This is a genomic window from Antrihabitans spumae (genome assembly GCF_043944905.1).
In the GTDB taxonomy this organism is placed as follows: Bacteria; Actinomycetota; Actinomycetes; order Mycobacteriales; family Mycobacteriaceae; genus Antrihabitans; species Antrihabitans spumae.
The window spans coordinates 1-12,305 of sequence record NZ_JBIMSN010000057.1; the positions used below are offsets into that span (position 1 = coordinate 1).

Genomic DNA, 12,305 nt, shown 5'->3' on the forward strand with positions numbered 1-12,305 from the left:
CACCATTCTTTGTCTGCGACACAGTCCTCTGCCGAATTAGCGTGAAAGCGCGAGGCTAGGGATGTCTCACGAGAGGCTTAGCCGCTACAGCTCTATAAGCCCACCGTCGAGCACTCGTCGCACCAGCGTTGCGCGCTTCTGATTCTGCGGCAGGTCGCCGAGGCCGAAGATCGCGAACGCTGCCTGCAGGTGCCGTTTGACGGTCTCGACGCCGATGCCGAGTTGGTCCGCTATCTGCTGATTCGACGCTGGATTGGCGAACTTCGGGTTGTCCTTGTAGGGCTTGCACAGGGCGAAGACCACCGACAGTTGCGCTCGGGTCAGGGTCGGTGCCGCCTGGCCGCCGACCCAGGGTCGGCAAGCCCTCCGACGATGCCGCGTCCGAGGGCTCGTGGTGTCGGCTCACGTAGAACGTCAAGGTCGAATTCCCGACGAAGATGCGGTCGCCCGGATCGAGGCGCTTGCGTCCCGTGAGCCGTGTTCCGTTGACGAACGTGCCGTTCGTCGACATGCCGTTGTCGGAGATGGTCCATTGCGTGCCGATCCACTCGATCACCGCATGCAACCGCGACGCCTGAGCATCGGTCACCAGTGCGACTGTGGCGTCGGGCGAGCGTCCGATCACAACAGGTGGATCGTGGGGGGACAGCGCCAGCGTCTGCTCGGGTCCGTTTTCACACGAATAGCGCAGCACCGCTTCGGGGGGTGCAGACTCGGCCGGTGGCGAGCGATCGATGTGGTCTGTCATGGAACTCCTGCTCTCCAACGCGTGCATAGCCTAGTCGATGCCTACCGCCTGGGCATTGCACAAGACTGGCACTGCACAAGACTGGCATTGCACAAGCTCAGTCACGGAGATCGTGCAGACGATCGATCCCCATGCCGAGTCGTTCAGGCGCGTGCATACGTGTGAAGATCCTGTTCACATCGGCGGGCAGCCGGCGTTGCGTGCACAGGCTGACGACGACCATCGATGCGAACGCAAGCGGAACACTCACTGCGGCAGGTGATCCGAGTACGGCAGCCAGCCAGCCGCCCCACATTTCTTCGGGTGCGCCGCCGAGTGCAGATGCCGTCGCAGCCCCGACCGCAGTCACACCGCCGACGATCAACCCCGCTGCGGCGCCGGCAGTCGTCAGCCGCCGCCACCAGATGCCGAGCACCAACAGAGGACACAGTGTGGACGCGGCAACGGCGAACACGAGACCGACGGTCCGCGAAAGATCAAGCGACGCAACGGCAAGCGAGAGTGACAACGGCACGCCGCCTGCAAGTATCGCCGCGATGCGGAAGTCCCTGATCCGCCCGCGAAGGACGTCGGTGCTCAAAACACCCGCGACGCTGACGAGTAGACCGGACGAGGTGGAGAGAAACGCTGCGAGCGCACCGGCAGCGACAAGAGCGCCGAGCAACTGCCCCGGCAAACCAACGAGGACCGACCCTGGGAGCAGCAGCACGGCGGCGTCCGACGTTCCCGTTATCAGTAGCTGCGGCACGTAGAGCCGGGCGAACACACCGAGCAGTGTCGGAAACACGTAGAACACACCGAGCAGCGCGATGACAGCCAAAGCGGTTGTCCTGGCAGCCTTACCGTCGGGGTTGGTGTAGAACCTGACGAGCACGTGTGGCAACCCCATGGTGCCGAGAAAGGTCGCAAGAATGAGGGAGTAGACCTGGAAGAGTGCATGCGGACCACCGAAGCCGCCGCCCGGACGTAGCCAGTCTGCTCCGTTGGTCGGTGCACCTGCGACGACCGGCACGGTCGCGCCGGCCTCCAGCGTCAGCGTGGACCCAGCACTCAGTTCGTGCTCGCCGGGGAGCAGTGTGATCGGGCCGCTCATCGCTCGTCCGTCCAACACGCCGTCGACAGCGGCTCGTTCCGCTTCGCTCACGACGACAACGACATCCGTCGTGATGTCGACCGTCGTTTCTTGGCTCAGAATCGGTGGTGCGGGCGAACCCAGGTCCCGTCGGTCGTCGAGGAAATGGACGCACAGCACCAACGCCGGTATGGCGATCGCAGTGAGCTTGAGCCAGAACTGGAATGCCTGCACGAAGGTGATCGACCGCATCCCGCCGCCTGCAACGTTGGCGATCACGATCGCGCACACTGCTGCAGCACCGAGCCAGCTCGGCACGCCGAGCAGAATGTTCAATGTCAAACCCGCACCCTGGAATTGGGGGACGAGGTACAGGATGCAGACGATGACAACGACGATCATGGCGAGGCGTCGAATCTTTTCCGAGCCCAGCCGAAACTGTGCGAAGTCAGGAACCGTGTAGGCGCCCGAGCGTCGCAACGGCGCCGCGACGAAAAGTAAAAGCCCGAGATAGCCCGCAGTGAAGCCGACCGGATACCACATCGCGTCCGCGCCGTACTTTGCGATCAGGCCCGCGACGCCGAGAAACGATGCTGCGGAGAGATATTCGCCGGAGATGGCAGCGGCATTCCACCTCGGACCGACACTGCGCGACGCGACGAGGAAGTCCGACGTCGTGCGGGCGAGTCGGACGCCGTAGACCCCGATCGCAACCGTAGCGACGGCAGCGAAGAGCAGTGCGACGGCAGTGAGCGCGGGAGCTTGGGTCGCCACGTCAATCCTCGACCAGGTCGAAGAAATCCTGCTCGTTGCGCTCGGCGAGACGGACGTAGCGGTGGCCGATAACCCACAGCAGCGGATACGCGATCACACCGAGCGCGAGCCACGTCACCCGGATACCTGCGATCGACGTGGTCGCCATTGCGGGAAAAGCCGCACCCAGCAACGGAATCAGGCCGAGTGTGCACACGACGACCAGTGCAAGCCTGATTGCCAGGCCAAGCTGCGCCCTGACGAGCCCGCGAACGAGCGCGTCACCGATCGCGGTCTGCTCCTGCACCTCGACGCGGGTCCGGACCATACGGGCTCCCCGTCGATCCGCCAGGACAACCCGCTGTCGGGGCTCGCGCCCAGTCGGGCTGCTCATCGGCCCGACCACTTCTGCATCGGGTCCCTGATCAGTCGGTCCTTGAGTTGCTTGACGTGCCTTCGGCTTACGGGCAACTGCGCTTCGGGTGACGAGCCGTTCGCTCGCACGACGACGACGTAACCGGTCCCTTGGCTCCGAATACCGGTGACCAGGGGGAGCGATACAAGATAAGAGCGGTGCACCCTGACGAATCCGGCGTCGGCCCAACGGGTCTCGAGCGACGAGATCGGAATACGCACGATGTGACTACCGTTGGCGGTGTGCAGGCGGGTGTAGTCGCCTTCCGCCTCGACCCAGCCGATGGACGACCGCGGCACGATTGTCGTCATCCCCCCGAGTTCGACGGGAATCGACTCGGTGTTCTCCGTCGCGCGAGTCGGTTCCTGAGCCGTACGCGACCTCTGCGCGACGATGCGCTGCACCGATTCGGTCAATCGTGCAACTCGGATCGGCTTCAGTAGATAGTCGACGGCGCCGAGGTCGAACGCGGCGACAGCCCGATCGTCGTGTGCGGTCACGAACACGACTGCTGGGGGAGCCGCGAACTCGGTGAAGATCCCCGCCAGCTCCAGACCGTCCAGCCCAGGCATGTTGATGTCGAGGAAGACGGCGTCGATCGAGTGGGCGCGCAACACCCGCAGCGCCGTCGTCGCGTCCCGCGCTGCATGGACCCGCTCGATGCTGTCCTGCCCGTCGAGTAGGTAACACAGCTCGTCCAGTGCGGGTCGTTCGTCGTCGACGGCGAGCACAACGAGGCGATCGCCGGTTGGCGGCGAACCATCTGACCGCGATGGGTTATCTGACACAGTGCACCAACCTTGCCACGTTCACACCTCGATGCCCGGCCGAAATTTGGGAACTCGAACGAAGACTTTCGTTCCCGAGCCCGGCGCCGTCTCGACTACAAGCCCGTAGTCGTTGCCGAATGCCGCCCGAAGTCTGTCGTCGACGTTCGCGAGCCCGACATGAGCAATTTCTATCGTCGCACCCCCACCACTCCGCTCGACGGCGTCGAGAGCACCGAACCGTAGTAGGTCGGGATCCATGCCGACGCCGTCGTCCTCGATCGTGATCACGCAGTCCGTACCTTCGTCGGCGGCGACGATGGTGATCGTGCCACCCGCAACGTTGGGCGCGAGACCGTGGCGGACCGCGTTCTCGACCAGGGGCTGCAATGCCAGAAACGGCAGAACGACGTTGAGGACCTCTGGGGCAACCTGCAATTTGACCTGCAGAGAGTCGCCGAATCTGGCGCGCTCGAGCGTCAGGTAGCGGTCGATGTTGTGCAGTTCCTCGGACAACACCGTGAATTCTCCCGCCGACCTGAACGAGTAGCGGGTGAAGTCGGCGAACTCGAGCACCAACTCACGTGCGCGTTCCGGATCCGTCCGGACGAACGACGCAATCGTGTTGAGCGCGTTGTAGATGAAATGCGGGCTGATCTGCGCACGGAGTGCCAGCACTTCGGCACGGTCGAGACGAGCCCTCGACGCGTCCAGTTCGGCAAGCTCGAGCTGCCCGGAGACGTATCTCGCGACCTCGGCCACAGCGCCGAGCAGACCAGGACCCGGTTTGGACGTCGTCACGACGCCGAGCACGCCGGCGGTACCCGAGTCCTCGACGATCAGCGGCTGCGCGACGATGACCAGCACCTGCGCGTCGGCCCCACTGGTATCGGAGACGAGGACGCGGCGGCCACCGTCGACGGCCTGCCGTGCGGCTGCCTCGAACGGTCCCGCCAGTTCGGTGTGTGGCCCGGTCCAGGCCAGCACCCTGCCGTCCGTGTCGGCGATCCCGACTGCAGCGCACCCGATCAGTGCGTGCAGGTGTGGTGCAGCCTGCTCGGCCGATTCCTCGGTGAGACCACCCCGCAGAGCGCGAGCGGCAAGCGAAGCCGTCGACAATGCCGCGTGCACCGCCCGCTCGGCCGGGGTGGTAACCACACGTCTGATCCGCAGCGACACGAAAATTGCGGACGCGACGATCAGCACGAGCGCGACACTGAGGACGGTGTTGGTTGACACGCACTCATGGTCCACCATGCGCGCGCCGCCGTGCCTACATCGATCGAACTCGTTCGCGACGGTAAGGTCGTTGTTCGAGCGGGAGGCGAACGGCGCCCTGCGGAGAGCGAGTGAGTATGTCGGACCGAACGGGGTCGAAGCAGAGCAGGGCGACGCAACGCGTCCGTGCTGGAGCAGTCAGCACGTTGATCGCCACCGCGGCGGTGCTGTCGGCATCATTGCTCGCCCCCGCGACCGGTTCTGCGGTTCCGCTGGGAAGCACGGAATCCGCGCTGGGTACCGGCGGACTGAATCCGGCGCTCGCGTTGGCGTACACACTCGCCGAAACCGAAGCACACAACGTGGGCGTCCCGCTGTCCATCACGTCGGGTTACCGCACGTACGAAGAGCAGGAACAGCTCTGGATCAACGGGATCAACACCTACGGCGGTCCTGACAATGCGCGCCGCTGGGTGCTGCCGCCGAACGAGTCCTCGCATGTCGCGGGAGACGCCGTCGACGTCGGACCGATCTCCGGGGCGCAGTGGTTACAGGCGAACGGCAATCGCTGGGGTCTGTGCCGGATGTACGAGAACGAGTGGTGGCACTTCGAACTCGCCACCATCCCCGGTGGCGTCTGCCCGGCGATGCTCCCCGACGCGAGCTGGGGCTGAATCGGCGTCGCATCCCACTCGCCGATCAGGCGGTTGCTGGAACAAAAGGCGAGTAGCGACCGCGACAAGTGCCTGATCGGCCGCTAGCTCGGGCCCGGCCCTATGGTCTGCTCGAGGACGCCGAGGACGGCTGGATCTTCGATCGTCGACGGCACTGTGTAGTCCTCGCCGCCGACTATCTGCCGCATCGTCTTTCGCAGAATCTTGCCTGAGCGTGTTTTCGGCAGTGCCGTGACGACCGTGACGTCCCGGAAGGTCGCAACCGCGCCGATCTCGTCACGAACTCGCTGTACCAGCTCCGCCCGCAGCGTGTCCGGCTCGATGTCGACGCCGGCCTTGAGCACTACGTAGCCGCTGGGGCGCTGCCCTTTGATGTCGTCGTGAATGCCGATGACAGCGCACTCGGCTATCGCCGGATGGCCCGCAAGCACAGCTTCCATGCCGCCGGTCGAAAGGCGATGCCCGGCAACGTTGATGACGTCGTCGCTGCGTCCGAGCACATAGACGTAGCCGTCGTCGTCGGTGTAGCCGGAGTCGCCAGTGAGGTAGTAGCCGTCGTAGGTCGACAGGTACGACCGCACGAAACGGTCGTCGTCGCGCCACAGACCGACGAGCGTGCCCGGTGGAAGCGGTAGTGCCAGCACGATGTTGCCTTCCGCGTTGGCGCCGACGGACGATCCGGTGTCACCGAGTACGTCGAGCTGATAGCCGGGAACCGGGACGGTGGGCGACCCCGGCTTGATCGGCATCGGTTCGAGGCCGCGAAGATTCGCGCAGATCGGCCAGCCGGTCTCGGTCTGCCACCAATGATCGACGACAGGAACCCCCAGAACGGTCGACGCCCATTCGTAGGTACTCGGATCGAGTCGCTCACCCGCGACGAACAACGTCTGCAGCGACGAAACATCGTATTTCGCCAGCTCTTTCGCCTCCGGGTCGACTTTGCGGATCGCGCGCAACGCAGTCGGTGCGGTGAAGAGTGCACGCACTTTGTGCTCGCCTACAACTCGCCAGAAGGCCCCGGCGTCGGGTGTCCCGACCGGCTTTCCCTCGTAGAGCACCGTCGTGGCACCCACGAGCAGTGGGGCGTAGACGATGTAGGAGTGCCCGACCACCCAGCCGACATCGGATGCGGTCCACATGACCTGACCTGGTCCGATGTCGTAGATGTTGCGCATCGACCAGGTCAGCGCGACAGCATGACCACCATTGTCGCGGACAACTCCCTTAGGCTTTCCGGTGGTTCCCGACGTGTAGAGAACGTAGAGCGGGTCTGTGGCCGAAACCGATACCGGCGCAGCGGGTTCGGCTATGGCGAGTGCTTCGTCCCAGTCGATCCACGCTATCGCCGGGTCGGCGTAGTCCGCCGCGGAACCAGGGATCGGCTCCCGCTGCTTCACCAGAACGGTTGTGGTCGAATCAGTTTGCGCGAGCTCGAGCGCCTTCGCGACGATCGGCAGATACGCGACTGTCCTACCGGGCTCGAGCCCACCCGACGCGGTGACGATCAGTTTCGGCTCGGCGTCCTCGATCCTGGCCGCGAGTTCTTTGGCTGCGAAGCCGCCGAACACCACGGAATGCACCGCACCGAGACGTGCGCAGGCGAGCATGGCAATCGCGGCTTCCGGGATCATGGGCAGGTAGACGATCACCCGATCGCCTTTGGAGACCCCATGTGCTGCAAGCACTCCCGCGAACAACGCAACCTGCTCCAGCAGTTCCGAATAGGTGTAGGTGCGCTGCTTGCCGAGCATCGCCGAGTCGTAGATCAGCGCGGCCTGGTCACCGCGGCCAGTGGCTACATGCCGGTCCAGCGCATTGGCGCACGTGTTGAGCGTCGCGTCGGGGAACCAACGATAGATCGGGGCAGTGGAGTCGTCGAGTGCGCGTGAGGGTGGCGAGTCCCAGTCTATTGCCGCTGCCGCGTCCAGCCAGAACCGTTCCGGATCGTCCACACTCGCCCGGTACTGCTGCAGGTACTCGCCTGGACTGGCCATGAGTGAACTCCCTAACTACATCGTCGTATGCAGTTCCACGCTAGTCCCTCACGACGCTGACCAGTCATAGCGCAGCGAGTTCCCTGGTCAACGTCGCAACGGTGTAGGTGATCTGTTCTTCGGTATGGCACGACGTCACGAAGAAGCGCAGTCTCGCCAGATCCTCGGGGACAGCGGGATAGAGGATCGGGTTGACGTTGATGCCTCGCTCCAACAGCCGGTTCGACAACCGCAGTGTCTTCAGCGAATCTCCGACGATGCACGGGATGACGGGAGTGTCGAGCGTGTCGCCGGTGTCGATACCCGCTTCCTTGGCAAGGCGGAGAAACAGTTGCGAGTTCTGTCGCAACACGGTGAGCACCTCTGGTTCTTCGCGAAGTTGCCGAATCGCTGCGAGCGACGCCGCCGCGTTCATCGGCGTCATGCCGACGCTGTAGACGAAGCCGGGCGTCGTGTACTTGAGGAACCGCACGAGTTCGGCACTGCCGCAGACGTATCCGCCACATCCGGCGAGTGCCTTCGACAATGTTCCCGACCACAACTCGACGTCGGATCGATCGATTGCGAAGTGCTCACCGATACCGCCGCCGGTTGCGCCGAGGACGCCGATGCTGTGTGCTTCGTCGATCATCAGCATCGCCCGGTGCTTCTTCTTGATGGCGACGAACGACGGCAGATCCGGAATGTCGCCGTCCTGGCTGTAGACGCCCTCGATGAGGATCAGCACACGGCGATATCGGGAACGAAGTTCGGTCAACATAGCGTCGAGAGCGGCAATGTCGTTGTGGGGAAAAGGCCGACGAGTCGCTCCGGAGAGTTTGCAGCCCTGCAGAATGCTGTCGTGCGCGAGCGCGTCGTGTACGACGAGATCGTCCTCGCCGACGAGATGACCGATCACGGTGACGTTGGTGGAATGGCCACCGACGAGAGTGATCGCGTCCTCGGTGCCGAGTAGCACCGAAAGCGCTTCCTCCAACTCGCGGTGGACGGGCTTGTCGCCGGAGAGCAACCGACTCGCCGATACCGAGCTGCCGTAGCGGGCAACCGCGTCCTGCACCGCCGCAACGACGACAGGGTGCCCGGACATCCCGATGTAGTTGTAGCTGGAGAAGTTGATCACCGTCTCGCCACCGATCACGGAGGTATCGCGGGTGACACCGTCGTTGATCAGAAAGTACGGATTGCTGACGCCGATCGCCTCGCCCATCGTCAGTCTGTCGGCGAGTGCTTTCACCTCGGCGAATTCCCCGATCGTCGACTCTGGTTCCACGGTTCGGGCCGGCGGTGCGACGACTGGGTCGGGAGCTGCGACCTCGTGCAGCGGCGAGCCGTCGAGTTGGTGGGAAACATAGGCGATCACATCGTCGAGGGACCGTCCCGGTGTCAGCCAGCCGGGCTCGAAAGCCAATCCTGGAAAGGTCCGCCGCAACCCGCCGAGCAGGTCGGTGACCATGATCGAATCGAAGCCGAGTTCCTCGATCAGCGGTTTGTCGGTGATCAGCGACGAAACCGGGAATCCGCTGACTCGCGCTGCCGCCGTGCGGACCGCAGTCGCGATATCGTCGCGCTGGACCTGCGGTCGCGTGATTCGCTGTGTCGTTACCGGGTCTGTTGCCAAACCCTGGTTTTGGGCAGCCGCAGCCAGCAACGCGGTTTGCTCGCGGAAGAGTGCGATGAGCTGGTCCATAGTGGATTCCTCGATGTCGGGACGGGAGTCGAGAGTGGGGCCGCCACTGTGTGCCGATGGTTCGGGCTCGGACACCGTGCGCTGTGCCGAGTAGTCGGTCTGCATCCAGAACCGGTTCGACGTCGCGAAGTTGTAGCCGCTCAACCTCGTTCGGACCCGTGAGGGCGCGTCATAGAGTGCGTCCCACTGGGGTCGAGCCCGTCGCGGTACAACGCAGCGACGGTGGCTGCCAGTTCGGTCCCATCGGCGTCGGGTCCGGGACACGGAACGAGTTGCGCAGCAGCATTATCCGGAAAGGATCGTCGAATCATCGGAAGCAGCACACGTTTCGGCCCGACCTCGAGCAGGTGGGTCGGAGCGGTGGCCACCGCAGCGGCGACGGCAGCTGCGAACAGCACCGGTTCGCGAATGTGTTCGGTCCAGTACCCAGCGTCCATCGGTTCGTCCGGGAGCAGCATTCGACCCCGCAGCGTCGAGTACACCGGAGTGCGCGGCACGTCGAATGCGCACCCGGAGGCGATTGCATTGAATTCGGCCTGCATCGGTTCCATCAGAGGCGAATGAAAAGCATGAGACACGGTGAGTGCTCGCGATCTGTGACCCGCGGCCGCCAACGCGACGGCGAGTCTGCGCACCGCCGCCGATTCGCCGGACAGCACGACATCGCCGGGACCGTTGACCGCTGCGCACGCCACGGTCGGCTCGTCGGCAATAAGGTCGTCGACCTCGGCGCGGCTTGCCCGAACTGCGAGCATCGAACCGGTCCGGGGGAGTTGTTGCATCAGACGGGCTCGTGCCGCAACTAGTCGGCACGCGTCGTCGAGTCCGAGCACGCCCGCACGCGTTGCTACCGCGTACTCACCGATACTGTGCCCGAGCAGCCACGAAGGTTCGATTCCCAGCCCGGACAGCACGCGAGCGAGGGCGTATTCCACGGCAAAAATGGCGGGCTGGGCGAACTCGGTCCGGTCGATGTCATGACCTGCGCCGGCCAGTAGCTCGAGGAGCGAACGACCGAGCTGAGGCGACATGTGTTCGTCGACCTCGGTCAGAGCGCAGCGGAACACACTGTGACGCTCCGCTAGTCGACGTGCCATGCCCGGATACTGCGAGCCCTGCCCGGTGCAGACCCAACCCACCTTCACTCGCTGCGCGACACCGATCGAGTCGTCGAGTCGATCGACTGCACGTAATGCCGCGACCGCCTCCGCACGATCGTTGACGACGAATGCCAGCCGGTGTCGACCCGAGGATTTGACGACATTCATCGACCAGCAAAGTCGTCCGAGTCCGTCGGCAGGTGCGCTCTCGAAATCAGCCGCCAAGTCGATCGCATTACGTCGCAATCCTTCTCGGTCGTTGGAGGACAATGTCACGACGCCGAACGACGATCCTGGTTGGCCTTCCGGGACTGTCGGGGCACTCGCCAAAACGAGGTGAGCATTGGTTCCGCCGAGCCCGAAGCTACTGACCGCTGCGAAGACCTCGCCCTCCGGTAGCGGCAAGGGCTCGTCGACGATGCGAAGACCGTTGCTCGCCAAACGAAGTCGCGGGTTCTCGTCGGCCGCGAAGCGACTCGGCGGAACCATTTTGTGCTGCAGCGCCAACGCTGCCTTGATCACGCCCGCGACACCTGCGGCGCCCTCGGTGTGCCCGAGATTGCCTTTGATCGAGCCGAGTCCGCACGGCTCCGAACGTGTTGTCGCATGGAAGTTTCCGAGCGCCTTGACCTCGATCATGTCGCCGAGCACGGTTCCTGTTCCGTGTGCCTCCACGAACGCGATCCGGGCTGGATCGACGCCGGCCCGCCGATAGGTCTCGCCTATGACGGTCTGCTGGGCCCACCGACTCGGCGCGGTGATGCCGTTGCTGCGACCGTCGTTGTTGATCGCGCTCGCCTTGATCACTGCGCGAATCGGCAGCCCGTCGGCGACGGCGTCGTCGAGTCGACGCAGGACGAGCAGCGCGACGCCCTCGCCGCGTCCGATCCCGTCGGCGTTGCCGCTGAACGGTTTACAGCGGCCGTCGGGCGCCGAGAGTCCGGCTTGGGTATAGAAGACGTTGAGCGCGGGAGTGATCGCGATGTTGACCCCGCCGGCCAATGCTTGGTCGCATTCGCCTGCCCGTAGCGCCGAACACGCGAGGTGAATCGAGACGAGCGACGACGAGCATGCCGTGTCGACGGCGATGCTCGGTCCTTTCAGATCCAGCGTGTAGGAGACACGGTTTGCTGTCATGAAATAGCCGTTGCCGCTGCCGAGTTGGGGCGTGATCCGAGCGAGGTCGCTCATCTGCACGTTCCACTCGTTGGCCATCACCCCGACATACACACCCGTGTTCGAACCCGCCTGCGCCTTCGGGTCGAGCGTCGCGTCTTCGAAAGCGCGCCAGGCAGTCTGGAGGAGCAACCGCTGCTGCGGATCCATTGCCTGCGCCTCGCGCGGCGCTATCCCGAAGAACTCGAGATCGAATGCGTCGGCGTCGGCGATAAATCCGCCGGTTTCGTTGTTGACGGTTCCTGGCGCGCCGGTGTCGTCGTAGAAGTCACGCGCTCGCCAGCGTTGCGGGGGTACTGCGGTGATGCCGTCACCACCCGCCAACAGCAGATCCCACAGTGCGTTCACGTTGGGGGCCTGCGGAAATCGGCAATCGATCCCGACGATGGCGATATCGGTCATCAGACCTTCTGGTGCTGTGCTGCGTCCTCTTCGGCAATGAACGACGCCATGTCAGCGATGGTCGGATAGTCGAAAACGACAGTGGGGTCGAGGTCGAGCTCCCACCGGTCTTCGATCTCTCCGCACAGGCTCACCGCTACCACCGATTCGATCCCTAGCTCGGCGAGAGGAACATCGGGATCGATCTCCTGCGCCGGTAGCTCAACATAGAATGCCACTCTTTCGACGAGCCAGTCGACGATCGGTTCGATCGTGCGCATATCGGTATCCATCATGATTACTCCTCGAGCAGAAGG

The 12,305-nt window shown here is 64.1% G+C and carries 10 protein-coding genes and 1 pseudogene; 1 reads left to right on the forward strand and 10 read right to left on the reverse strand.

Annotated features, from left to right (window positions below; translation table 11 throughout):
* Positions 1-84: 84 nt before the first annotated feature.
* From ACHIRB_RS13295 to ACHIRB_RS13320, 6 genes and pseudogenes are all read right to left on the reverse strand, one after another.
* On the reverse strand, positions 85-303 hold the full coding sequence (locus ACHIRB_RS13295; RefSeq protein WP_395124567.1) for a helix-turn-helix domain-containing protein: 219 nt from the start codon (positions 301-303) through the stop codon (positions 85-87).
* Positions 304-466: 163 nt separating this feature from the next.
* Positions 467-775: pseudogene (locus ACHIRB_RS13300) on the reverse strand (FHA domain-containing protein); the annotation flags it as partial.
* A 70-nt stretch (positions 776-845) separates the two neighbouring features.
* A complete protein-coding gene (locus ACHIRB_RS13305) occupies positions 846-2,594 on the reverse strand; it encodes a sodium/solute symporter (protein WP_395124506.1) in 1,749 nt (582 codons plus the stop codon).
* Position 2,595: 1 nt separating this feature from the next.
* The gene (locus tag ACHIRB_RS13310; protein WP_395116155.1) at positions 2,596-2,967 is read right to left on the reverse strand and encodes a DUF485 domain-containing protein; all 372 of its coding nucleotides are present in this window, start codon (positions 2,965-2,967) and stop codon (positions 2,596-2,598) included.
* Positions 2,964-3,776, reverse strand: coding sequence for a LytR/AlgR family response regulator transcription factor (locus ACHIRB_RS13315; protein WP_395124507.1), 813 nt, complete (start codon positions 3,774-3,776; stop codon positions 2,964-2,966). The genes ACHIRB_RS13310 and ACHIRB_RS13315 overlap by 4 nt, the downstream gene beginning before the upstream one ends.
* A gap of 21 nt (positions 3,777-3,797) precedes the next feature.
* Positions 3,798-4,994 carry a sensor histidine kinase gene (locus tag ACHIRB_RS13320; protein ID WP_395124508.1) on the reverse strand — a complete coding sequence of 399 codons (1,197 nt, stop codon included), beginning with the start codon at positions 4,992-4,994 and terminating at the stop codon, positions 3,798-3,800.
* Between the two features lie 116 nt (positions 4,995-5,110).
* Here ACHIRB_RS13320 and ACHIRB_RS13325 point away from each other — a divergent pair, with 116 nt between their 5' ends.
* On the forward strand, positions 5,111-5,647 hold the full coding sequence (locus ACHIRB_RS13325; RefSeq protein ID WP_395116215.1) for a M15 family metallopeptidase: 537 nt from the start codon (positions 5,111-5,113) through the stop codon (positions 5,645-5,647).
* Between the two features lie 83 nt (positions 5,648-5,730).
* Here ACHIRB_RS13325 and ACHIRB_RS13330 read toward each other — a convergent pair whose 3' ends face one another.
* The 4 genes from ACHIRB_RS13330 to ACHIRB_RS13345 all read right to left on the reverse strand — a co-directional run bounded on the left by ACHIRB_RS13330 (position 5,731) and on the right by ACHIRB_RS13345 (position 12,284).
* Positions 5,731-7,644, reverse strand: coding sequence for a propionyl-CoA synthetase (locus tag ACHIRB_RS13330; RefSeq protein ID WP_395116159.1), 1,914 nt, complete (start codon positions 7,642-7,644; stop codon positions 5,731-5,733).
* Positions 7,645-7,708: 64 nt separating this feature from the next.
* Positions 7,709-9,475 carry an aminotransferase class I/II-fold pyridoxal phosphate-dependent enzyme gene (locus tag ACHIRB_RS13335; RefSeq protein WP_395124509.1) on the reverse strand — a complete coding sequence of 589 codons (1,767 nt, stop codon included), beginning with the start codon at positions 9,473-9,475 and terminating at the stop codon, positions 7,709-7,711.
* Entirely contained in the window at positions 9,472-12,009 is a 2,538-nt protein-coding gene (locus tag ACHIRB_RS13340; RefSeq protein ID WP_395124510.1) for a type I polyketide synthase, read from the reverse strand. The genes ACHIRB_RS13335 and ACHIRB_RS13340 overlap by 4 nt, the downstream gene beginning before the upstream one ends.
* Positions 12,009-12,284, reverse strand: coding sequence for an acyl carrier protein (locus ACHIRB_RS13345; RefSeq protein ID WP_395116163.1), 276 nt, complete (start codon positions 12,282-12,284; stop codon positions 12,009-12,011). Before ACHIRB_RS13345 ends, ACHIRB_RS13340 begins: the two co-directional genes overlap by 1 nt.
* Positions 12,285-12,305 lie beyond the last annotated feature (21 nt).

Bases quoted from the DNA above. Each gene is read 5' to 3' on its own strand.
- ACHIRB_RS13345 (WP_395116163.1), bottom strand. From the start codon at position 12,284: ATGATGGATACCGATATGCGCACGATCGAACCGATCGTCGACTGGCTC.
- ACHIRB_RS13330 (WP_395116159.1), bottom strand. From the start codon at position 7,644: ATGGCCAGTCCAGGCGAGTACCTGCAGCAGTACCGGGCGAGTGTGGAC.
- ACHIRB_RS13310 (WP_395116155.1), bottom strand. From the start codon at position 2,967: ATGAGCAGCCCGACTGGGCGCGAGCCCCGACAGCGGGTTGTCCTGGCG.
- ACHIRB_RS13325 (WP_395116215.1), top strand. From the start codon at position 5,111: ATGTCGGACCGAACGGGGTCGAAGCAGAGCAGGGCGACGCAACGCGTC.
- ACHIRB_RS13340 (WP_395124510.1), bottom strand. From the start codon at position 12,009: ATGACCGATATCGCCATCGTCGGGATCGATTGCCGATTTCCGCAGGCC.